This window comes from Tistrella bauzanensis, from assembly GCF_014636235.1.
Taxonomy (GTDB): Bacteria; Pseudomonadota; Alphaproteobacteria; order Tistrellales; family Tistrellaceae; genus Tistrella; species Tistrella bauzanensis.
Window position 1 is genome coordinate 24,598 of record NZ_BMDZ01000044.1, and the last position, 22,866, is coordinate 47,463.

General features: G+C 67.5%; 21 protein-coding genes. 8 read left to right on the forward strand and 13 right to left on the reverse strand.

Translation table 11 applies throughout. The annotated features are described in order from the left end of the window. The first annotated feature begins 216 nt into the window (after positions 1 to 216). Positions 217 to 2,514 carry a TonB-dependent hemoglobin/transferrin/lactoferrin family receptor gene (locus IEW15_RS16930; RefSeq protein ID WP_188580020.1) on the forward strand — a complete coding sequence of 766 codons (2,298 nt, stop codon included), beginning with the start codon at positions 217 to 219 and terminating at the stop codon, positions 2,512 to 2,514. Positions 2,515 to 2,520: 6 nt separating this feature from the next. Then, positions 2,521 to 4,326, forward strand: a complete 1,806-nt coding sequence (locus tag IEW15_RS16935; protein ID WP_188580022.1) for an ABC transporter ATP-binding protein/permease — start codon at positions 2,521 to 2,523, stop codon at positions 4,324 to 4,326. A gap of 4 nt (positions 4,327 to 4,330) precedes the next feature. Here the strand turns inward: IEW15_RS16935 and IEW15_RS16940 are convergent, their stop codons facing one another. Next, entirely contained in the window at positions 4,331 to 5,281 is a 951-nt protein-coding gene (locus IEW15_RS16940; protein ID WP_188580024.1) for an aldo/keto reductase, read from the reverse strand. 125 nt (positions 5,282 to 5,406) lie between these two features. Beyond that, positions 5,407 to 6,165: an SDR family oxidoreductase gene (locus IEW15_RS16945; RefSeq protein WP_188580026.1), complete on the reverse strand. Its 759-nt coding sequence runs from the start codon at positions 6,163 to 6,165 to the stop codon at positions 5,407 to 5,409. Positions 6,166 to 6,535: 370 nt separating this feature from the next. Here IEW15_RS16945 and IEW15_RS16950 point away from each other — a divergent pair, with 370 nt between their 5' ends. Both IEW15_RS16950 and IEW15_RS16955 read left to right on the forward strand, forming a co-directional pair. Beyond that, the gene (locus IEW15_RS16950) at positions 6,536 to 7,999 is read left to right on the forward strand and encodes a thioredoxin-like domain-containing protein (protein WP_188580028.1); all 1,464 of its coding nucleotides are present in this window, start codon (positions 6,536 to 6,538) and stop codon (positions 7,997 to 7,999) included. After that, positions 7,996 to 8,571, forward strand: coding sequence for a GNAT family N-acetyltransferase (locus IEW15_RS16955; protein WP_188580030.1), 576 nt, complete (start codon positions 7,996 to 7,998; stop codon positions 8,569 to 8,571). Before IEW15_RS16950 ends, IEW15_RS16955 begins: the two co-directional genes overlap by 4 nt. Here IEW15_RS16955 and IEW15_RS16960 read toward each other — a convergent pair. The 5 genes from IEW15_RS16960 to IEW15_RS16980 form a co-directional block, all read right to left on the reverse strand. After that, positions 8,511 to 9,257, reverse strand: coding sequence for an NAD-dependent deacylase (locus tag IEW15_RS16960; RefSeq protein WP_188580032.1), 747 nt, complete (start codon positions 9,255 to 9,257; stop codon positions 8,511 to 8,513). The two genes, IEW15_RS16955 and IEW15_RS16960, sit on opposite strands and share 61 nt — an antisense overlap. Positions 9,258 to 9,293: 36 nt before the next feature. After that, positions 9,294 to 9,941: a 5,6-dimethylbenzimidazole synthase gene (gene bluB, locus IEW15_RS16965; RefSeq protein WP_188580034.1), complete on the reverse strand. Its 648-nt coding sequence runs from the start codon at positions 9,939 to 9,941 to the stop codon at positions 9,294 to 9,296. A gap of 3 nt (positions 9,942 to 9,944) precedes the next feature. Beyond that, positions 9,945 to 10,361, reverse strand: coding sequence for a hypothetical protein (locus IEW15_RS16970; protein ID WP_229708196.1), 417 nt, complete (start codon positions 10,359 to 10,361; stop codon positions 9,945 to 9,947). A gap of 104 nt (positions 10,362 to 10,465) precedes the next feature. Then, positions 10,466 to 12,601, reverse strand: coding sequence for a sensor histidine kinase (locus tag IEW15_RS16975; RefSeq protein WP_229708197.1), 2,136 nt, complete (start codon positions 12,599 to 12,601; stop codon positions 10,466 to 10,468). Between the two features lie 180 nt (positions 12,602 to 12,781). Continuing rightward, positions 12,782 to 13,885 carry a DUF2336 domain-containing protein gene (locus IEW15_RS16980; protein WP_188580036.1) on the reverse strand — a complete coding sequence of 368 codons (1,104 nt, stop codon included), beginning with the start codon at positions 13,883 to 13,885 and terminating at the stop codon, positions 12,782 to 12,784. 355 nt (positions 13,886 to 14,240) lie between these two features. Here IEW15_RS16980 and IEW15_RS16985 point away from each other — a divergent pair, with 355 nt between their 5' ends. Further along, positions 14,241 to 14,654, forward strand: coding sequence for a c-type cytochrome (locus IEW15_RS16985; RefSeq protein ID WP_188580038.1), 414 nt, complete (start codon positions 14,241 to 14,243; stop codon positions 14,652 to 14,654). A gap of 97 nt (positions 14,655 to 14,751) precedes the next feature. Beyond that, entirely contained in the window at positions 14,752 to 15,384 is a 633-nt protein-coding gene (locus IEW15_RS16990; protein WP_229708202.1) for a uracil-DNA glycosylase family protein, read from the forward strand. Here IEW15_RS16990 and IEW15_RS16995 read toward each other — a convergent pair. The 3 genes from IEW15_RS16995 to IEW15_RS17005 form a co-directional block, all read right to left on the reverse strand. After that, the gene (locus IEW15_RS16995; RefSeq protein ID WP_188580040.1) at positions 15,381 to 16,508 is read right to left on the reverse strand and encodes a serine aminopeptidase domain-containing protein; all 1,128 of its coding nucleotides are present in this window, start codon (positions 16,506 to 16,508) and stop codon (positions 15,381 to 15,383) included. The two genes, IEW15_RS16990 and IEW15_RS16995, sit on opposite strands and share 4 nt — an antisense overlap. A gap of 68 nt (positions 16,509 to 16,576) precedes the next feature. Beyond that, the gene (locus IEW15_RS17000) at positions 16,577 to 17,389 is read right to left on the reverse strand and encodes an enoyl-CoA hydratase/isomerase family protein (RefSeq protein WP_188580043.1); all 813 of its coding nucleotides are present in this window, start codon (positions 17,387 to 17,389) and stop codon (positions 16,577 to 16,579) included. A gap of 129 nt (positions 17,390 to 17,518) precedes the next feature. Then, a complete protein-coding gene (locus IEW15_RS17005; RefSeq protein WP_188580045.1) occupies positions 17,519 to 18,703 on the reverse strand; it encodes a thiolase family protein in 1,185 nt (394 codons plus the stop codon). 255 nt (positions 18,704 to 18,958) lie between these two features. Here IEW15_RS17005 and IEW15_RS17010 point away from each other — a divergent pair, with 255 nt between their 5' ends. After that, a complete protein-coding gene (locus IEW15_RS17010) occupies positions 18,959 to 19,996 on the forward strand; it encodes an NADP-dependent oxidoreductase (protein ID WP_188580047.1) in 1,038 nt (345 codons plus the stop codon). A gap of 338 nt (positions 19,997 to 20,334) precedes the next feature. Next, the gene (locus IEW15_RS17015; RefSeq protein ID WP_229708198.1) at positions 20,335 to 21,624 is read left to right on the forward strand and encodes a sensor histidine kinase; all 1,290 of its coding nucleotides are present in this window, start codon (positions 20,335 to 20,337) and stop codon (positions 21,622 to 21,624) included. 28 nt (positions 21,625 to 21,652) lie between these two features. On the opposite strand, the gene IEW15_RS17020 is transcribed toward IEW15_RS17015, so the two are convergent. The 3 genes from IEW15_RS17020 to IEW15_RS25995 form a co-directional block, all read right to left on the reverse strand. Then, a complete protein-coding gene (locus IEW15_RS17020; RefSeq protein ID WP_229708199.1) occupies positions 21,653 to 22,108 on the reverse strand; it encodes an META domain-containing protein in 456 nt (151 codons plus the stop codon). Positions 22,109 to 22,295: 187 nt separating this feature from the next. Continuing rightward, positions 22,296 to 22,448 (reverse strand): hypothetical protein, encoded by a 153-nt coding sequence (locus IEW15_RS17025; protein ID WP_188580052.1) that lies wholly within the window; start codon positions 22,446 to 22,448, stop codon positions 22,296 to 22,298. Between the two features lie 13 nt (positions 22,449 to 22,461). Then, on the reverse strand, positions 22,462 to 22,866 hold a 405-nt coding region (locus IEW15_RS25995; protein ID WP_229708200.1), incomplete at its 5' end, for a hypothetical protein.

Here is a 22,866-nt window from a genome sequence, read left to right on the forward strand (position 1 = left end):
TTTTGTGTGGCGCTCCTTGCCCCCTACAACGAGACCGGCGGCGATGAGTTCCGGCAGGCGGCCGGATTTTGGCTGATTCCGGCTCCATGATCGGGGCCGCGCGCCTTCACGCTTGGCTTACATTGCCTGCGGGCGTATGGTGCCGCTCACTTGATAATAAGAATCATTCGCAATTAAACGAGAGACGAGTCCCTGAGCATCGAAGGGATCGGTCACATGAAAAGACGACAGCTGGCAAACAGGCTGGGCCATGGTCTGGTGGCATTGTGCATGGCAGCACCAGGGGCCGCCATGTCGGCACCCCTGGGTGACGCCGTCAGCGTCGACGGCCGGGAAGAGCGCGAGGACGAGGCCGCCGGCGGCGCGGCTGAGGCCCTGCCCGCCATCTCGGTCATCGCCACCCGTGGCGCGCGCGCCGTCGACGAGATTCCGGCCAATGTCACGGTCATCGGGCGCGAGGAACTCGACCTGCGCATGGTCGACGACATCGGCGAACTGGTCCGGCATCTGCCCGGCATCCAGGTCGACCGGCAAACCAGCGGCACCAATCCGTTCGCCGACCGGACCGGCTTCACCATCCGGGGCGTTTCGGGCAATCGCATCCTGACCCTGGTCGATGGCAGCCGGACGCTGGAGCGGATCACCGACGGCACCCGCGACGTGGTGGAACTCACCCATATGAAGCGCGTGGAGATCCAGCGCGGCCCCGCCTCGGCGCTGTGGGGCAGCGACGCGCTGGGCGGCGTGGTCGCCTTCGAGACCATGGACCCCGAGGATTATCTGGCGCAATCGGGCCGCGACACCGCCTTCCGCCTCGACACCACTCATTCGACCCTGGACAGGTCCACCGGCGGGGTCGGTGCGGCGGCGCTGCGCTATGGCGATATCGCCGCCTCGATCTCGCTGGGCCGCCGGGTGGGGCACGAGCCGGAAAACCGCAATGCCCGCGGATCGCTGGCCGCCGGCGGGGTGTGGGACTGCTATCGCAATGTCGGCGCCACTCCCTGCGGCCAGCTCGACAGCGCCGATATCCGCTCCGACAACGCACTCGGCAAGCTGGTCTGGACCCCCGGCAACGATCATCGCATCGGCCTGACGCTGGAGTCCTTCGAGCGCAAGACCGAGGTCGACCAGCGCTATGATTACGGTCTCGACACCAGCGGCAACGCGGTGACCAATTACGACCGGACCCAGACCCTCAGCCGCCAGCGCATCGCGCTTGAACATGACTGGACGGTGGAATTCGGGCCGATCGACCAGATCCGCTGGCAGCTTTCGCATTCGCCGCAGAAGAGCAAGCGCGAAGGCGCCCGCGACCGCATCCTCGCCAACGGCACCACCGAAACCCGCTACGATCTGCTGGAATATGAAGAAGCCTTCACCGAATTCGACGTGCAGTTCGATGGCGGCTTCGACACCGCCGGCATCAGCCATCGCCTGACCTGGGGGTTCGACGGCGACTATACGACAAGCGAGTATGAGCGCGTCGATACCACCGTCAATCACACCACCGGCACCACCACCGTCGCCCGTGCCGGCGGCTTCAACTTCGCCAATGCGACAACCATCCGCGCCGATGCCTATATCCAGGACGAGATCGGGTTCATGGATGGCCGGCTGCGGGTGACGCCGGCCATGCGCCTTGCGCATTATTCCATCGATCCCGATCCCAACGCCGACTACAAGCCGGTGGATGGCGCCGAGCCGCGCAAGATCACCAAGACCGAACCCACCTGGAAGCTGGGCGCGGTCTATGACCTCGACCGCAACTTCTCGGTCTATGGCCAGTATGCCGAAGGCTTCAAGATGCCGACAGCACAGCAGCTTTACACCTCGCTGCCCAGCACCTTCTTCAATCTGGTGCCGAATCCGGATCTACAGCCGGAATCGGTCAAGAACTACGAAGCCGGCCTGCGCGGTCGCTTCCGGGACGGCAATTTCTCGGTCGGCGGTTTCTATGCCGATTATACCGACTTCATCCAGTCCTTCGTGATGCTGTCGAATGGCGACATCACCTATGACAACCTCAGCACGGTCAAGGTCTGGGGCCTTGAGGCCAGCGGCGAATTGTATCTCGACGAGGCCTGGAGCGTCAGCGGCGCATTGTCGGCCCAGCGTGGCGAACAGGTCGCCTCACCCGGCGCAGACACCACCGCCTTCAACGGCGCCATTCCGCTCGGCAGCACGCTGGGCCTGCACTATGACGATCAGGATATGGGTCTTCGGGCCAGTCTCTATGGCACCTTCCAGCGCGGCGTGACCCGCACTGAAAGTGACGCCTCCTACAAGCCCGCCGGCTATGGCGTGTTCGACTTCGCCGCCGCATGGCAGCCCATGCACTGGGTCACCCTGCGCCTCGGCATCGACAACATCTTCGACAAACGCTACTTCCCAACCTCGGCCGTCGCCTATGATGCGACGCCGTCGACCACCGCCGTCGCCAACACCAACCCGATCGAGGCGCAGGTCCAGCCGGGCCGGTCGTTCTCGCTCGGCGCCACGCTGACCTTCTGACCCCAGATGACCGTCACCACCGGTCCCGGCCGCCCGTCGGGCGGCCGGTTGCGCGGCGCCCGCCGACCCGGCGGGCGCCTGCGCTGCTTCCTGCGTCTTGCCCTGCCCTTCTTCCTCGCCCGGGAAGGTCGGGGTGCCGCGATCAAATTCGCCCTCGCCTTCGGTCTCGCCATCGGCGCGGTCTGGATCGGGTTCGAGCGCAATGCCTGGAACCAGACCTTCTTCGGCGCGCTGGAACGCCGCGATGCCGCGGCGGTCGCCTGGGCAACGCTCGACTGGGTCTGGCTGCTGGCGCTGCTGGTCGGGGTGTCGGTCCAGCGCGCCTATCTGGAGCGCATGGTGGTCATCGACTGGCGGACCTGGCTGACCGGGCGGCTGCTCGATCGCTGGCTGGGTCGCGGCCGGCTGTGGCGCATCGAAAGCCGGGGGACCATCGATAATCCGGATCAGCGCGTCGCCGAGGATGCGCGCCTTCTGGCCGACCTCACCGTCGATCTCAGCCTGCGCGTGCTGCTCGATCTGGTCGAACTCGGCCTGTATATCGGCGTGCTCTGGTCGCTGTCAGGCACGCTCGCCCTGCCCCTGCCGGGGGGCGGGTCGCTGGACCTGCCCGGTTACATGGTGATCGCGGCCCTTCTCTATGCAGGTATCGCCAACCTGGTCGCCCACAAGCTGGGCCGGCCGCTCGCCGGGCTGTCGGCGACCCAGCAGCATCGCGAGGCGGATTTCCGCTTCGGGCTGGCACGGCTGCGCGATGTGGCGATCGAGGTCGCCCTGCTCGGCGGGGGCCGGCGCGAGGCCGGGCTCGCTGCCCGCCGCTTCGCCGATGTCCGGCGCAATGCCGTCGATCTGGCCCGCCGCCACCGGATCTATGCCCTGTTCCAGACCCCGTTCAGCTATACCGTGCTGAACATCTCCATGTTCGTGACAGCCCCCGCCTATCTGGCCGGACAACTCGACCTGGGCGGGATGATGCAGGCACGGGGCGCCTTCTCGACCGTCGTGGCCAGTTTCGCCACCCTGGTCTTCGCCTATCCCAAGCTTGCCGAACTCAGCGCGGTCCTGACCCGGCTGGAAGCCTTCGACCGCGCCCTGGCCGATCGCACGCCCCGCCATTGCCCGCATCCGGCCGGCCGCCGCGCCGCCGCCGACAGGCTGGTGCTCGACGGCGTCGTCGTGACGGCGCCGGATGGCCGGCCGCTGACCCTGCCGGTGGATCTGGTTCTGGCGCCGGGCGAGCGGGTGGCACTGACCGGCGCGTCCGGCACCGGCAAAAGCCTGCTGATCGCCGCCATCGCCGGCGCCTGGCCCCATCATCGGGGCCGGATCATCCATCCGTCCGGCGGCTGGCCACCGGTGGTGATCACCCAGCGGCCCTATCTGCCGATGCTACCGCTGGCCGAGGCGCTGCGCTATCCCGCAACCGACCTGCCCGGCACGGCGGCCGAGATGGCGCAATTGCTGGACGCGGTGGGGTTGGGCCGGCTGATCGCCGCTCTCGACGGCCCGGCCCATGACTGGGACCGGGTGCTGTCACCGGGCGAGCGCCAGCGCCTGGCCCTGGTTCGGGCGGTTCTGCGCCGGCCGCGCTGGCTGTTGATCGACGAGGCGACATCGGCGCTCGATGCCGCCAGCGAAGCCCGTGTGCTCGATGTGCTGAAGGGCCTGCACCCGCCACCGGCGGTGCTGATGGCCGCCCATCGCGACACGGCGATCGCGGCCTGTGACCGGGTGGTGCGGCTTTCATCCGCTGCCGGCATCATCGGGCCACATCGGACTGTCAGCGTCGATGGCTCTTCAGCGCGGTCATAGCCGCTCAGGCACCCGCCGCGTCGAGGGCGGTCATCTCCTCAGGCGTCAGCACAAGGTCCAGCGACCGCACCAGCCCAGCAAGCTGGCCAAGGCTGGTGGCGCTGGCGATCGGCGCCGTGACACCGGGGCTGGCGATCATCCAGGCCAGCGCCACTTCGGCGGGACTGGCGTCATGGGCGGCAGCGACATTGTCGAGTGCCGCCAGGATCGCGAAGCCGCGCGGGTTCAGATATTTCCCGACCCCGCTGCCGCGCTGGCTCTGCGACAGATCGGCCTCGCTGCGGTATTTGCCCGAGAGAAAGCCCGATGCCAGGCTGAAATAGGGGATGACACCCAGTCCGCGCGCGATGCACAGGTCGCGCAGCTCTCCCTCGAAGCCACTCCGGTCATAAAGATTATATTCCGGCTGCAGGGCCTCATAGCGGGCAAGGCCGCCGGCGGTCGAGATGTCGAGTGCCTCGGCAAGCTGCGCCGGATTGAAGTTCGACGCGCCGATCGCCCGCACCTTCCCCGCCGTCACCAGCCGGTTGAAGGCTTCGAGCGTCTCGTCCTGAGGGGTGCCGGCATCCGGATAATGGGCCTGATAAAGATCGATCCGGTCGGTCTGAAGACGGCGGAGCGACGCCTCGACGCAGCGTTCGATGCGCCCGGCTTTCAGGCCCTTGTCGTCGGGCCGCATCGGCGCGCCGACCTTGGTCAGGATCAGCACCTTGTCGCGCTTGGCCGGATTGGCCGCCAGCCATTTGCCGATGATGGTCTCGGACTCGCCGCCCGTATGGCCGTCGACCCAGACCGAATAGACGTCGGCCGTGTCGATCGCGTTGATGCCGGCATCGACCAGCGCATCGAGCAGGGCGAACGAGGTGGCCTCGTCGACGGTCCACCCGAAGACATTGCCGCCGAAGACGAGCGGCACGATATCGAGGCCGGACTGGCCGAGCGGACGCGTCTGCATGGGATGACCTCCTCGTTGGGGCACGTGCGTATGGCCGGCCGATCGTGATCGGGGGCCGGAAGCGGGTGACACATGGTCGCGCGCTCCCGACCCCCGATGCAAGGCAAAGAGAGGACGCCGGCCGATCAGATGCAGCGGCCGCCATCAACCTCCATGCACACGCCGGTCAGGAACGACGCGGCATCCGAGGCGAGGAAGGCCGTTGCCTCGGCGACGTCGCGCGCCGACGACAGCCGGCCGAGCGGGATGGTCTCGACGATCTTGGCCCGCGCCTCAGGGGTATCGGGCTGGCCCAGGAAGGCGCTGGTCAGGCCGGTCGGACCCATCACCGGGTTGACAGCACAGACCCGGATATTGTCGGGCGCCAGTTCCACGGCCATGGTCTTGGTGATCACGACGGCGGCACCCTTGCTGCCATTGTACCAGACCAGGCCCGGGCGCGGCCGCACGGCGGCGGTGGAGGCGATGTTGACCATCACGCCGCCCTTCTGGGCGCGGAACACCGGCACCGCGTGCTTCGCGGCCCAGAACAGGCTCTTGACGTTGACGTCGAACACCTTGTCGAAGGTCGCCTCGTCGACATCGGTCATCGGGCCGCGGTTGTGAGTATAGCCGGCATTGTTGACCAGCACGTCCAGGCGCCCGAAGGCATCGGTCGCCGCCTTGATCATGCCCGCAGTGCCGGCATCGGTCGCGACATCGGCATGGATATAAACCGCCTCGGCGCCGGTGGCCTTGATCTCGGCCGTCACCCGCTTGCCACCGTCATCATTGATGTCAGCGACCACGACCCTGGCACCCTTTTCGGCGAACAGCTTGGCGATGCCCTCGCCGAAGCCCGAGCCGCCGCCGGTGACGATCGCAACCTTGCCCGTCAGGCTCATCTTCCCGATCCTCTTCTTCATGCGTCCTGCCCGGGCACCGCGCGGGGGTGTGGTAGCGCGGCCCGGTCCCGGTATCGTGGACCTCTCTGTCTCTCACGGTACACGCGGCGTCCACTCTCGGAAAACGCGAGCGGACCGCGAAGACATTCGCGGACAATAGCACGTCAACCGGGCTTGAGAAGAGCCGGTTGCGGCGCCGGATGCCCCTTGAAAAACCGCCATGCCCGCCCTGCGCGGAGGGTGCGATGCGGCATTCCCGCCCAACGCCGCGCGCGCAACCATACGTTTCAAATTGACACCCGAACGCACGGCACGCACAGTCGGGCGACCAGCGGCCCCGGCAAGAGGGCGACCACAGGAGGAAGACCCTATGGCGGTACATGCCCCGCAGTTCCCGACCGACGGCATCACCTGGTTCAACATCGACGGTCCGCCGCCGACGCTGGCAAGCCTTCGCGGCCGGCTGGTGATCCTCGATTTCTGGACCCTGTGCTGCATCAACTGCATGCATGTGCTGCCGACCCTGGCCGAGATCGAGCGCCGCTATCCCGACAGGGTGGCGGTGATCGGCGTCCACAGCCCGAAATTCGCCGCCGAACGCGACCCGGCCAAGGTCGAGGCCGCCATCGCCCGCTATGGCATCACCCATCCGGTGATCCACGATCCGGCCATGCGGATGTGGCAGGCGTATGCGATCAAGGCCTGGCCGACATTGGGCTTCATCAGCCCCGATGGCGCCTGGCTCGGCGGATCGGCCGGCGAACCGGCGCTCGACAAGCTGGTGACGCTGATCGACCGGATGCTGAGTGAAGCGGGCGATGCGGGCCAGTTGCAACCGGCCGCGATCGGCACAAGCATCGCGGAGCCCGCGCGCTCGATGCTGCGCCACCCGGCCAAGCTCAAGGAATTCCGCCATGGCCGGGGGTCCGCCGGCTGGGCGATCGCCGATGCCGGCCATCATCAGATCGCGCTGTTCGACAATGCCGGCAACGAAATCCGCCGGATCGGCAGCGGCACCCCCGGATTGATCGACGGCCCGGCCGACAGCGCCGCCTTCAATCGCCCGCAAGGGCTGATCGCCGCCCCCGGCGCGATCTATGTCGCCGATACCTGGAACCATGCCCTGCGCCGCATCGACATCGCAACCGGTGCGGTGACCACGCTCGCCGGAACCGGCCGGCGCGGGCCGGTGCTCGACGGGCCGGTGACGGCGGCCGACGCCAGTCTGGCCAGCCCCTGGGATCTGGACTATCAGGATGGCCGCGTCTTCATCGCCAATGCCGGAACCCATCAGCTGCTGGTCTTCGACATCGAGGCAGGCACCGTGGCGCGGCTGGCCGGCAGCGGCGTGGAAGCCCTGATCGACGGGCCGGCCGACACAGCCGCCCTGGCACAGCCGTCGGGGCTGGCCTTGCGCGACAATATGCTGTGGTTCATCGACAGCGAAACCTCCAGCCTGCGGCGGCTGGATCTCGGCACCGGCATGGTCAGCACACTGGTCGGCGAAGGCCTGTTCGACTATGGCCATATCGACGGCCCGCGGGAGACCGCGCGCTTCCAGCACCCGCTGGGGCTGTGCTTCGACATGGCCGGCAACATCCTGGTCGCCGACGCCTATAACGACGCCATCCGGGTGGTCGACCCCGAGACCGGCGCCGTGTCGAGCCTGGACGATCCGCCCTATGACTGCTTCGACGACCTGTGCCGGCCACTGTCGGAACCGGCCGGCGTGGCGGTGGATGACGACGGCGTGGTGTTCGTGGCCGATACCAACAACAACCGCATCTTTCTGTATCACGACGTGTTCCGCACCAGCCGCACCTGGGCGGAATGACGCCCGACGCCATCAGTATCCGGCCGGGCCGCCCCGATGACGCACCGGCACTTGCCGCCATCGAGGACGCGGCGGCGGGCCTTTTCGCTGATATCGGCATCGCGCTTGGCGCCACGACCAGCGACCCGGCGGTGCTGGCGATCGCTGCCCGCCAGCACCGGTTGCTGGTGGCCACCGATAAGGACGACCGACCCCTCGGCTTCGCGCTGACGACGATCGTCGACGGTCACGCCCATCTGGCGGAACTGGATGTCGCCCCCGCCTTCGGGCGCCGGGGTATCGGCCGCGGTCTTATTGCCGCCGTGGCCGCCCGCGCGGCTGCGGCCGGCCATGACCGGCTGACCCTGACCACCTTCCGCGACGTGCCCTGGAACGGGCCGTTCTATCGGCGCCTGGGCTTCCGGGTGATCGCCCCCGACGACATCGGACCCGGGCTCGCCGCCATCCGGGCGGCGGAAGCGCTGCGGCTGGACCCGTTATCGCCCCGCGTCGCCATGCAGCGCCCGCTGGATCAGAGCCGGCCCAGCAGTTCGTCGACAAAGGCCGGCACCACCAGGCTTGCCGGCCCGTAACGGCCCTCGGCAAACAGGCTGGCGCCATCCGACGGCTCAAGGTTCAGCTCCACCGTATGGGCCATGCCGCGATGGCGGATATCGGCGACGAAACCGGCCGCCGGATAAACAGTGCCGGAGGTGCCGACCGAGACGAACAGCCCGCATTCGGCAAGCGCGCCCCAGATCCGCTCCATCTCGAACGGCATTTCGCCAAACCAGACGATGTGCGGCCGCATCCGCCCGCGGCTGTCGCAGGCGCCGCAGACAGTGGCGTCATGCAGGGCATCGGCATGGCTGACCACGGTCTCGCAGCTCAGGCAGCGGGCCTTGGTCAATTCGCCATGCATATGGATCAGGTTACGGCTGCCGGCACGCTCGTGCAGGTCATCGACATTCTGGGTCACCACCAGCACGCCGCCCGGCCATGCAGCTTCCAGCCGCGCCAGCGCCTGATGCGCCGGATTGGGATGAACGGCCGGCAACTGGGCCCGACGCCGGTTATAGAAATCCTGCACCAGCGCCGGGTTGCGGGCGAAGCCTTCTGGCGTCGCCAGATCCTCAAGGCTGTGGCGGCGCCAGACGCCATCGGGATCGCGGAAGGTATCGAGCCCGCTTTCCTTCGAGATGCCGGCACCGGTCAGCACCACGATCGGCAGATCGGGCGTCAGGTCATCGAGACTGGTATCCGGGAGAAAACTGGTCATGCGGTATCCGGGCTCCCACAGATCGGGCGACGCGGATCAGCGCCGCAGCACTTGGCGGCAATCGGACTGGCGATCCTGCCAGCCCCGGCGTTCAAGCTCGGGCACCTCGTGCAACTCGGCCGGGCGGCCGATGCACAGATAGCCGATGAACCGCCAGTCATCGGGCACATCCAGCAGCGCCACCACCGGTGCCGGGTCCAGTATCGACACCCAGCCCACTCCGATGTCATAGGCACGCGCCGCAAGCCACAGGGTGTGGATCGCCAGCACCGCCGAATAGGCCACCGTCTCGGGCATTGTCCGCCGGCCCAGCCCGTGGCCCTGGTCGGGGTCGTCGACGGCGAACACCGCAATCTGCACCGGCGCGCGGTCCAGCCCTTCCAGCTTCAGCGCCTGATAGGCGGCACGGCGCTGGTCGTCCTGCGCGCCGGCCGCATCGGCATTGGCGCGCAGCACTTCCGCGCGCACGGCCGCACGGGTTTCCGGCCGGTCGACCCTCACGAACCGCCAGGGCTGCGAATTGCCCACCGATGGCGCAAGGCAGGCCAGATCCAGCAGATGCTCGACCAGATCGTCGGGCAGCGGATCGGTCAGGAACTGGCGGACATCCCGGCGCCAGCGCAGCAGGGTTTCGAAGCCGTCCCGGAAATGCTCGTCGAAATCAGGGTGGGCCGGGTCGTTCATCGCTCACCGCCCATCCACGATCAGGCCGCGACGCACACGGAACTGGGTGCCGTCATCCATGCGATGCAAGCCGTCTTCCAGCCGCCGGCGTGACCCGTCGGGCATCATCAGCGTCGCCTGCATCCGGAACTCGGTGGCATAGCGCGCCGGTCCGATCATGATCGGACGCCCGTCCGACAGCAACCGGACAACCGTGTTGGGCGGCAGGGGCGGCGGTGCTTCCGGCGTCAGGGTGCCATCGGCCGGCGGCGTGGCACCAGGTGCAGAGGGGCTGATAGGGGCGGCGGGACTGACGGGGGCGGAGGGGGCCGGCTCGCGCGACCGGTCGGGCGGAATCTGCGCCAGAACCGGCACAGTCACCATCAGCCCGACGGCCATGGCGAAACACGCGATCAGGGTGAAGCGGGCACGAAGCAACATCGGGGGCAGGACCATTCCGAACAGGGCAAGGGCAGTTGCGGCAGGTCGATGGCGACCCCACACCACACCCGGCCGACCGGGGTTCCATCAACCACAGATCAACTCTAGATATTGTCTCGACGGATGATCTGCAAGCGCTCGATGATGTCGTCGGCCTCGTCGTCATCCGCGCCGGCATCAGGGATCAGCCGGCTGTCGGGCAGCAGAACCCGCACGGTCGTGCCCTGGCTCGGCTGGCTTTCAAGCAGCACCTCGCCGTCATGCAGGTCGACCATCGCCTTCACCAGCGACATGCCAAGGCCGGTGCCCTCATAACGTCGCGACAGTGAACTGTCGATCTGCTCGAACGGCTGGAAGACCCGTTGAATGTCTTCGGCCGCGATGCCGATGCCGGTATCGGCGACATAGATCTCGATCGTGCCGCCAGCGCCGTCGGTTCCATGGTGGTGGCGCACGCCCAGTTCCACACGCCCCCCCGGATCGGTGAACTTGACTGCGTTCGACAGCAGGTTCAGCAGAACCTGGGTCAGCTTGCGTTCATCGGCGCGAATCTCGGCGTTGCGCAGCGGTTCCGGCAGGTCGACCACCAGATCCAGCCCGCCGCGACGCGCACGCTCGGCCACCATCCGGCGGCTGCGCTCCAGCAGGAAGCGGATCGGCACCTCGGCATTCTCGACCGCCAGCTTGCCGGCCTCGGCCTTCGACAGGTCCAGGATGTCGTTGATCAGCGACAGAAGATGCTGGCCCGACTGGCGGATATCGGCGACATATTCCTCCTGCTTGGCACTCAGCGGTCCGAACAGGCCGGATTGCAGCATCTCCGAGAAGCCCAGAATGGCGTTGAGCGGTGTGCGCAGTTCGTGGCTCATATTGGCCAGGAATTCGGCCTTGCTGCGCGCGGCCGCCAATGCGGCATCACGCGCCAGGCTCATCCCCTCGGCCAGTTCCACCAGCCGCGCGGTTTGTTCCTCCAGCCGTTCGCGGGTGTCCTGCAACTCATGCAGGTTTTCTTCCAGCTGCCGTTCCTTGACCTTGATCGCGGTGGCATCGACATGCACGCCCACAACCAGCCCGCCGGTCATCAACCGCTCGCGGATCTGCAGCCAGCGGCCGTCGACATTCCGCTGATCGAGGATGCCGGTCGGATTGCGATGCTTGCGGACCCGCTCGGCGATCCAGGCCTCACGCTCGGTCAGCCCCACATCGATGCGCCCGGAATCGATCTCCTCGCGCAGCATGGCGACAAAGGCGGTGCCCGGACGGGTCAGATGCATCGGCACGCCATAAAACTCGCGATACCGGCTGTTGCAGAACACCAGCCGGTCTTCGGCATCGAACAGCACCAGGCCCGCCGACATCGCATCCAGCGCCTCGTCCAGCACCCGATGGCTGCGTTCCGCCGCCTGAGTCTCGCGCCGCTGGTCCGAAATATCGACCAGAGTCCAGGCCACACGGTCCAGGGCATGGTCTGTGTGCCGGTCGGCCACCGCCGCCAGGCGCAGCCAGCGGCCATCGCCCGCGGCGCCGATCTGGCATTCCACCGACAAACGGTCGCGCAGTCCGCGCCGCATCTCGTCCAGAAGCGCCGTCACCCGCGCACCTGCCATCCCCAGCCGCGACAGGAACGCCTCCAGCGACAGGGTACCATCGCCATCCGCGATCAGCGCCACAGCCCGGGCATTGGCGATCCGCACCCGTCCATCCGGATCCGTGACCAGCAGCCCCACCTCGGCCGCCTCCACGGCCAGCCCCACCGGCGCCTCGGCCTGGATGGCGGGCCGCATGGCGGCGGCATCGTCACCGGTTGAGGCCGCCTGATCGAGCGTGATGGCGATGCCGCGCATGGTGATGCCGCCCGAGCCCGAGACCGCGCGTGCCCCCAGGGCGACGACCAGATTGCCCGCCGTCCAGCTGCGTGGGGCGCCGGTGGTCAGGGCGCGCAGCAGCACAGCCTCCAGATCATCGGCCGCGACCGGCGTCAACCGGCATGCCAGTTCGTCCAGCCCCATCAGCCGGTGCGGCTCATCGGTCAGATGCGCGGACGGCACCGGCGAGGCGCCGGTGGCCGCGGATGGCCGCTGCCAGATCATCACGAATGTCTGGCCCGGTTCCAGACGCCGGACGTCGGGCGACACGCCATCCGCCACCGGCAGCATCTGGCCAGGCTGCCCGGTCGGGCCGGCCATCTCTGACTGAAGCGGCTCCGGGCGCCAGATGTCCGGGCCGCCTGTCTCGCTCACGGACGTTGTTTCGCCCATACCGTCGCTCACACCACCTCTGTCATCAGCCCGCCGCACATGGTCACGGAAGGGCGGTCCATACGGGGAGACAGCGCGATACTATGCCTGTCGCGCCCACATCACCACATGAACCGAACCATTGCGGGGGAACCAAAAGGACGCGGGGGGCGTCTCATCCGCTCAGGCCGCCCGATCATCGGTGGCAAGACGGCTGATCAGATAATCCAGATTGTCGCTGTCGATCCCTTCGACCTGGGTCAGAACCCGCTCGATCAACGTGGAGCGGTATCTGAGCCGGTCACCCGGGCGACCATCATACTGCATTTCACGGGCAACGTCGATGGCCGCCATCATCGCATTCGCCAGCGGCGGCGGTATGCGGGCGGCATCGAGCAGCCGCATCAGCCCCTTGCGGCCCGGATCCTCGATCAGGCGCTGGGCATTGACCAGCGTCACGCCGGCCAGCCGCGAGATGCCGCGATCGAAGAAGCCGCGATCGCCGATGCACAGCGCCCGGAACAGAATGGTCGGCGTCAGCCGGCGTGCCGCGTACAGCACATCGACCAGCGCGTCCGGATCGTCGGTGCCCGACGGGTCGATCAGGCCGATGACCGCACGCTCCCGCCCCGCCAGAGCCAGTCCCAGCGCCATGTCGGCCGGCACGTCGCTGCGCCGGACAAGCTGGCTGCGCAACCGGTCGGACACAACCGAGACCAGCCGCTCGCTGACCTTCACCGGCAGGACCGGTCGCGAGATAACCCCTTCCTGCACCGTCTCGTTGGCAGGAAAGCGGTCGATCGCGGTCATCAGTGCCGTTTCGGGAAGGTCCGCCCCGGGGTTGTTCACCACGGTCTCCACGGCCTCTTCCACACCGTGCGCCACGATGGTCTGGCTCAGTTCGGCCGAAATCTCGCGCCGCCGCGCCACGGCCTGCTGGGCGGCACCAGGCTGGGCACGCACGATCTCCATCAGATCGTCATCGGTCAGCGCTTCCGAGAATTCAAGGATCGGCGTCGCCACCGGCACCACGTCGCGGGCCAGCGCATGCGCCACGTCATGCGGCACGCCGGGATTGTCCTTCAACGCCTCCGACAGTGCTGCGCGAACCCGCACCTCCGCGTCGCGCAGCATCAGCCGGAAAATATCCTCGGCAAGCCGGCGCTCGGCATCGGTCATTTCACCCCCGGCATGAACGGCGGCGACCTTGCGGGCCACGTCTTCGCGCCGCTCAGCCGTCGGTTCGGCCAAGAGACGGCGAATGTCTTCCTCGCTCAATTTCGACATCGACGACCTCCCAGGTCCGCTCTCATTCGCACTCTGTCATGATCCATGACCTGTTCGTCTTGACAGACGTCCGGGCTGCGTAGCGTCCCGTTGCGGAGCGAACACTTGCAGTGTACGACATCACCGCGTCGGGCGCCACGCACGACGCGGATACCGGCAAGCGGGCGGGAAACCGGGGGAGCGGAGAACCGTCAGGCAATGCGGCGACAGGACGCACCAGCCCCCCGCATCATCTGCGCTAGATTGACCGGAGCGCCCGGACGGGCCGGTCGGGGCAGCCGGATCGTCCGCCGAGTCGCCGCCATAAACCGCGCGGGCACCGAATGTCCCGCCGAAAGACGTGAGGACAACAGTCATGTTCCATCCCCGGCACATCACCCGCCATTCCGTCACCAGAGTGCGGGCCGCCGCATTGACCGCCGCCACACTCGCAGCACTGGCCGCCGGCCCGGCCCTGGCCGATGGCGACGCCGCCAAGGGCGAGAAGATCTTCGCCCGGTGCAAGGCCTGCCACACCATCGACGCCGGCGGCCCCAACCGGGTCGGCCCCAATCTGCACGGCGTGGTCGGCCGCGGCGCCGGAGAGACCGAAAGTTTCAAATATTCCAACGTCATGAAAGACAGCGGCATCGTCTGGACGCCCGAAAACCTCGATGCCTATCTGACGGCCCCGGCCAAGTTCCTGAAGGGCAACCGGATGAGTTTCGCAGGGCTTGCAAAAGCCGAGGACCGCGCCGACATCATCGCCTACCTGTCGGCCCAGAAGTAAACGCGCGGCCGCAACGCCGTGATCGCAGCCCGTTGACCACGACAACCCTTTGACCGCGACCCTGCCCTCTCAGATCATGGACCGGCTGTGTGGCGCGATGCGCGCCCCGCAGCCAGCCACGGCCGATACCGCCGCCGCACTCGACGATGCCGTCGCGGCAGCACGCGCCTGCACGCTGTGCGCGCCCGCACTGCCGCGTGGGCCGCGGCCGGTGCTGCGCGCCCATGCCACCGCGCGCATCCTGGTCGTCGGCCAGGCCCCCGGTACCCGCGTTCATGAAACCGGCATCCCCTGGAACGACCCCAGCGGCGACCGGCTGCGCGACTGGATGGGGATCGACCGTGCCGTGTTCTACGATGCGGATCGCGTGGCGATCATTCCGATGGGATTCTGCTATCCGGGCCGTGGCGCCGGCGGCGATCTGCCGCCCCGCCCCGAATGCGCCCCGGCATGGCATCCGCGCCTGCTGCCGCATCTGCCCGACCTGCGACTGATGGTGCTGGCCGGCGCCTATGCCGTGGGTGCCTATGCCCGCCCGCTGCTGGGCGCCGAGATGGCCCGGCGGCCCTTGTCGGAGGTGATCGCCGCCTGGGCGCGACTGCCGGCCGTGATCATGCCCCTGCCCCACCCGTCGCCCCGCAACCGCCGCTGGTTGAGCCAGCGACCATGGTTCGACACGATCGTGGTGCCGGAACTGCGCCGGCGGGTGGCGGCGGCGCTCGACAGCTAGTCGCCGTGCCGCACCACCCAGCGCCCGACATCGGCCCAGACCACCGGCGCGTTCAGGTCGCGCAACAGCATGTGCCAGCCTTGGGGATAGGTGTGGATCTGCACGGCCGTGCCGCCGCCCGCGGTCAGACGCTCGCGGAAATTCAGCACCGCCCGCCGCGGCAGAACCTGTTCGTTGCGGCCATACAAGGCCAGAACCGGCCTGTCGATATGATCGGCGGCGCTGGTTGCCTGTTCCATCAGATCGACCAGACCATAGATCGCATCGGCGCGGGTGGTTTTCAGCACCAGCGGGTCGCGGCCCAGCGCATAGAGCATCGCCAGATTGTCCGACGGCCGGATGTCCAGCCCGCCGCCATCCAATGGCAGCCACGGCGCGACATGGGCGGTCGACCACAGCATCCAGCGTTGATACGGCTCCAAGGTCGACCAGCCCCAGACGGCGGGCGCCACCAGCACCAGACCTGCGGGGCGTGCCTCGGGCGGCAGTTGATCTGCGACACGGGCATTGGCGGCGATGACCACAGCCCCGCCCATGCTTTCGCCCATCCAGATCAGCGGCAGCCCGGGATGGCGGGCCGCGATGACCCGCGTGGCATCTTCCAGATCGTGGACCAGCGCATCGGTGCCGGGCCAGATACCCGCACGCGGCGCCTGACCGAAGCCGCGCTGGTCATAGGCATAGGTCTCGATCCCAGCCGTGGCCCAGACCGGCGCCGGCAGGGCGAAGGCCCGGCGATAATCGTTGAAGCCATGCAGGGCGATCACCACGGCACGGGTGGGCGTGCCGGCGGGTGGCCGCCAGTGCCACATGGGCAACACCGTGCCATCCGCCACCTGAAGCCGCGCCGCAACTGGCTCGATCCCGGCGGCGGCCGATATCGCGGCCGGGCTGGTGGGCTCGGCCAGCACCAGCCGCGCCTCCTGCCAGGCGACCGATGCCGCCTCGGGCGAGCGATGGCGATGGCGCAGCGATGCCGGCGGCAGAACGCCGGCGGCATCGCCATAGGCCACGGCCGGCAGAGGCTCGGGCTCGATCTGGACGTCATGGCGCTCAGGGCCGCGACCGATGCTGAGCGGCGCGCAGCCGGCCGCCGCCGCGGCGGCCAGAAACAGCGCCAGCATCAGCGGCGCGCGCCCGCGCAAGACGCGCCCGCAAGCGGCGAGGCGCGCACGATCTGCGATGTCACAGTTCACCGGCCTTCATAGACGGGCTTGCGCTTGGCAAGGAAGGCGCCAAGACCAGCATCGAAATCATCGGTGCGGCTCGATGCCACGAACGCTTCCTGTTCACGCGCCAATTGCTGCCCCAGCGGATTGTCGAGGCTCTCCGACACCAGCCTGCGGGTGCGGGCATAGGCAAGCGTCGGCCCGGCCGCCAGCTTCGCCGCCAGCTTCGCGGCTTCGGCCGGCACCTCCGCCGCCGGCACGATCCGGTTGACCAGCCCCCATGCCCGGGCGGTTTCAGCATCGACCGGTTCGTTCAACAGCAGCATCTCCATGGCGAGCTTCGGCCCGATCAGCCGGGGCAGCACGAAGGTGGACCCGCCATCCGGGCTGGTGCCGATACCGGTATAGGCCATCACCAGCTTGGCTTCCGCCGCCATCACCACCAGATCACAGGCCATCGCCAACGACACGCCGGCGCCGGCGGCGACACCATTCACGCCGGCGATGATCGGCTTGGACAGCCGCGCCATCGCCAGCACGATCTCGTGAAAGGCGGCAACCAGCTGATTGGCCCGATGCGGGCGCTCGGCCCCTTTGGCATCGTGCAGATGTGACAGGTCGCCGCCGGCCATGAAGGCGCGACCCGCGCCGGTCAGCAACACCGCCCGCACGGCCGGATCGCCATCGGCGGACATAATGGCTTCCAGCAGATCCACCCCCATCGCCGGGTTGAAGGCGTGCAACACCTCCGGACGATTGAGCGTGATGGTCGCAACGCCGTCCGCCACCGCGAGGGTGACGGTTCCGGACCCGATCGGGCGGGCGGTATCGGTCATGGCACAGGGTCTCCGAACAGGGGCACATGATCAATGCGTCGGCAGCGAACCGACGCATTGATCATCGACTTCAGGTGGACAACATTACCAGCAGCACAACGCGCCGTCAGCGCGAGACGCGCCGCCGGTTCAGCGGGCGACGTTCTCGTAGAGAACCGCCATGCCCTGACCCGCACCCATGCACATCGACACGATGGCATAGCGCTGGCCGGTGTTCACCAGATGATTCATCGCAACGATGGTCATCCGGGCGCCGGTCGCTCCGGGAGGATGGCCGATCGAAATGCCGCTGCCGTAAAGATTGGTCACGTCGCGCGGCACGCCAAGCTTTGCCTCGGCATGCAGATTGACCGCGGCGAAGGCCTCGTTGATCTCGTAATAGTCGATGTCCGATACCTTCAGCCCGCGCTTGTCGAGCAGCGCCTGGATCGCGGGCACCGGGCCACAGCCCATGATCCGCGGCGGCACGCCGACGATCGCCCAGTCGACCAGCCGCACCACCGGCGCCACGCCCTCGGCTTCCAGCGCCGCGCGATCGCCGACCACCACGAAGGCCGAGCCGTCGGTGACACCGCTGGAATTGCCCGGCGTCACCCGGCCGCCCTTGCGGAACACCGGATTGAGCCTGGCCAGCTTTTCCAGCGTCACATCCGGACGCGGGAACTCGTCCATGTCCATGATGCGGGTCTTGCGACCCTCACGCACCTCGATCGGCTTGATCTGGGCGGCCAGAAAGCCATTCGTCATCGCGGCGCCGGCGCGCTGCTGGCTCATCAACGCCCATTCATCCATGGCCTCGCGGGTATAGCCGCAATCATCCGCCAGGTTCTCGGCCGTCTCACCCATCAGCTCGCGGCTGAACGGGTCGCGATAGGCCCAGTCGAGGGTGTCGATCACCTCGCCGGGGCCGCGCTTCATGCCCCAGCGCACGCCGGTCATGACATAGGGGCCACGGCTGAAATTCTCGCCGCCGCCGGCAAGCGCCATGCGCCCATGGCCTGAGACGATCTGTTCGGCCGCACTCAGAATGGCCTGCGTGCCCGACCCGCAGGCCCGGCTGACATTCAGCGCGGCACTCTCGATCGGCATACCGATCTTGAGCGCGATGGCCCGGCTGGCGAAATAGCCGTCATGGTCCACCGGCAGCACATTGCCCCAGACCAGATGGTCCATCTTCTCAGGCCCGATCCCCGCCTTTTCCAGGCAGGCCGTGGCCGCGTGGGCGCCGAGCTCGACCATCGGCACGTCCTTCAGCGACTTGCCGTAGTCGCCGAACGGCGTGCGCATGCCGCCGGCCAGCACGATCTCGGTCATCGGTTTCTCCCTTGTGTTCTGATTGGTGGATCATCGATCGGACATGCGATCGACGGCGCATGCCATCATACCCGCATGCTGCACGGCCCTGAGCATCAGGCAGGCGGCACGTTCGGGCAACCCTGTTGATCGATGCATCCCGTTGGGCGATTTTGCGCCCGATCCTACTTCAAACAAACGAGTGTTTGAAGTAGGCTGCCGGTCACGCCGCATCCGGCGGCCCAGCCTGTCGCCATCAACCGAGAGACCCCGCCGATGACCGAGATCCGCAACCGCCGCATCATTCTGGCCTCGCGCCCTGTCGGCATGCCGACCACCGACAACCTGCCGATCGACACCGTCACCCTGCCGGCACCCGGCGCGGGCGAGATGGTGGTGAAGGTGCTGTACCTGTCGCTCGATCCCTATATGCGTGGCCGCATGGATGCGTCCAAATCCTATGCGGCGAATGTGGCGCTGGGTGATCCGATGGTCGGTGGCGCCGCCGGACGGGTCATCGCGTCCAACAATCCGAAGTTCAAGGAAGGCGACTATGTCTTCGGCATGTTCGGCTGGCAGGAATACGCCCTGTCGAACGGCGCCGGGGTGCGCAAGCTCGACCCTGCGCAGGCGCCGATCACCACCTCGCTGGGTGTTCTGGGCATGCCGGGCATGACCGCCTATGTCGGCCTGCTCGACAAGGGACGCCCGAAGGCCGGCGAAACGGTGGTGGTGTCGGCGGCAAGTGGTGCCGTCGGCGGGCTCGTGGGCCAGATCGCTAAAATCAAGGGCTGCCGGGCGGTCGGTATCGCCGGCGGTCCGCAGAAATGCGCCTATGTGGTCGATGAACTGGGCTTCGATGCCTGCGTCGATTACAAGGCCGATGACTTCCGCGAGAAGCTGAAGGAAGCCGTGCCGGCCGGCATCGACGTCTATTTCGAGAATGTCGGCGGCGCGGTTTCAGAAGCCGTGATGACGCGGATGAACGACTTCTCGCGCGTCGCACTGTGCGGCCTGATCGCGCATTACAACGATACCGGCGCCGCCGAGGGCGTCGACCGCCTGCCCCGCTTCATGTTCTCGATGCTGGCCAAACGGATGAGCCTGAACGGCTTCATCGTCAGCGACCATCCGGAACGCGCCGGCGACTTCTTCAAGGACATGACCGCCTGGGTCCGCGACGGTCAGGTGCGGTATCGCGAAGATATTGTGTCCGGCGGCCTCGACAAGACTGTCGAGGCGTTCCAGGGGCTTCTCACCGGCCGCAACTTCGGCAAGCTGATCATGCAGATCGCCGAAGACACGGCTGCCTGACAGGCGAAACATAACTTATGATTGTATGAAATCTGGCCCTGTGCCTGCCGCCATCACGGTGGCAGGCACAGGGCCGATTTCATTTTTCTCGTTGAAGTTGCGCGTGTCGCCGCAGCCTGCCTGTTTATGACGGGTACGGCATCTTTTACCGGCGCCATCTCGTCAGATCGGTGGATCACCCACAACAGGTGGCTTCATAGTGGTGGTGACCTTCACCGACACGAAGAGCCGACACCGACGATGACGATCCGACGCCTGCCCCGCCTGCAGATCGTTCAACGCCCGGCACCACCGACCCCATCCATGACCATCATCCCGACCATGGCTGCGAGGTGTCGATGAACCGCAACCTGTCGCCCCCCATCGGAGCGGCCGGCCCGATCGATCCGGAGACGGTAGTGGCGATCCCCGCTGCCGGCGACGCAGGCATGGTGGCCGCGGAAGCCGTGCTGATGGCCACGACCGACGCCATGGTGCTGACCGACAGCAGCCGGCAGACGGTCGTGCTCAACGATGCAGCACGCCGCCTGCTCGGCAGCGACCGCATGCGGCTGAACTTCGGCCGCATGGCAGCCCTGGTACGGGGCCTGCGCCAGCGATCACCCGACGACAGCCGGCTGATGGCCCATTTTCAGGCTCTGACGGCCAACCCGGCCCGAAGCTGCCGATCGGACATTCAGTTGCGCGGCCTGATCCCTCAGATTCTGGCGGTCATATCACGACCGGCCTCGGCCGATGGCCGGCTTCAGATCTGGGTGATCCGCGATCAGTCGGACGCCATACGGGTTGCCGCCAACTGCCGCAGTTGCGCAAGCGACGCCCGCGCGATCCATGACGCGCTGCTGGCCCGCACCGAGGCGATGAGCCGGGCACGCACCGCGGCCGAGGCCGCACGCGCGGGTGCCGAGCGTGTCAGCCGGGCCAGAACCGAGTTCATGGCTCATCTGAGCCACGAACTTCGCACGCCCCTGAACGCCATTCTGGGCTTTTCGGAGGTGATCGCCCGCGAGATGATGGGGCCGGCCGGCAGCCCGACCTATGTCGATTACGCGCGCAGCATTCATACCAGCGGCACCGAACTGCTGTCGTTGATCGACGACATCCTCGACCTGTCGCGGATCGAGACCGGACGGCTGCCGATCAGGTCGGAGCCGATCGATCTGTGCGGGCTGGTCCGTCGCATCTGCGACAGCCGGGCCCATCCGGCTGATCATGATCGTCCAGCCGATCACGATCAGGCGGTCGTGCTGACCGACCTGCCGAACCACCCGGTGATGATCGATGGCGACACTGCCGCCCTTGCCCGCGCCATCGGCCATCTTCTGGATACCGCCCTGCGCGCGGCGCCGCCGGCATCACCCGTCATCATCCAGGTCACGCAGTCGCGGCATCGGACCGGCATCGCCATCATCGACGCTGGTTCGGTGATGACGGCGGTCGAGATCGAAAACGCCCTGGCCGCCTTCGGTGATACCGACAGCCTGATCGCGCGCGGCGGCCGTGGCCGCGGATTGGCGCTGTCGGTGGCGCACGCGCTGGTGCGGCTGCAGGGCGGCACGCTCGACATCGCGCCGCGCGACGAGGGCGGCATGATCACACGCATTCATTTTCCCGTGGCAGCATCCTGAACCGGTGCCGCCGGGGTCGGGACAGTCGTCATTGCATATCCGACCCGGGATCAGGTGCGGTCTCGTCGTCGACCGCCTTGAAACCCAGACGGCCGCCCTCGGCGGTGACGATGGTCAGGCGGTTGCCGTCGACCAGCGCCTGGCGGGCCGAGAGCAGCCCGTCGATCAGATCCATCTCGGCATCGGTCACCGCCGCCGGGCAGGCCATGCGGGTGGCACCGATACCGCCGAAGCGCAGGCTTCCCTCCAGATCGTCGACGCCGCGCTGATAGCGGCCGAACATCCGGTTGCAGGGGCCGCGCGCGCTCATCCGGCCGTCATCGTGGAACCGCAGCCGTGCCGACGCCGCGGCCGGAGCCGCCGGATCGGGCGCCCAGACGGTTCCGATGAACGGCAGATCGGGCCGCGCGCTGCCTCGCCCCTGCGTGCCATCACCCATGCCGGCACAGGCACCCAGCGCCAGCGGCAGCAGCATTGCGGCCATCAGCCGGCCCGGCCGGCGTCGACGACATGTTTCGTGGGCGTGTGCGGGCATCGGCTGTTCCTTGACACAGAGACGGCGGCGGTGGCGGACGGCGACGGCACGACATGTGCCGCGCCGACCGGCACTCTGCCCGCATGCGCCCCATCCGCCCAGCGGCGATCGCGTGTCAGCCACGCAAGCCCCGCCGTCAGACCGGGACCGGGTCGGTCACCACATCGAAATCGACCGGCATCGGGCCCGGGCGCCGCAATGGCGGCCGGTTGACGCCGATGGGCCGGATGATGGTGCGCGGATCGGCGGCACACTCCGGAGCGGGGTTGGTCAGCGTCTGCGTCGTCATGGCCGCAGGTTCCTTATGTTGGGCAGACATCGGTCGGGTCATCCTTGGGCAGGCCGGCAATCATCGCCGGATCGGTCGGGTTGCGGTCGTCGACCGGTCGCCATCGGCTGGTTCGGAAGGTGGCCCTGACATGCAAAACGGCCGCCTTCGTTTCCGAAGGCGGCCGTCGATATCGGGGTCTGGTCGATCTGCCTGTCAGATCCGCGCACCCGTTCGATTGGCCACCCCGGAAGGGCTCCACCAATAGAACGTAAACGAGACAGAGGCGATTGACCTGGACATGGGTGGCAGTCTGGCGCCCGAAGACGGCCCCGTCAAGCCCCGGCGGTGCGGCATCCAGGGCAATCGGGTGAAACTGTGCGTGACAGGGCGGAAAAAGTCTGAATCTCTCGTTGTCGACCTTTTTGGCTTGGGAGGG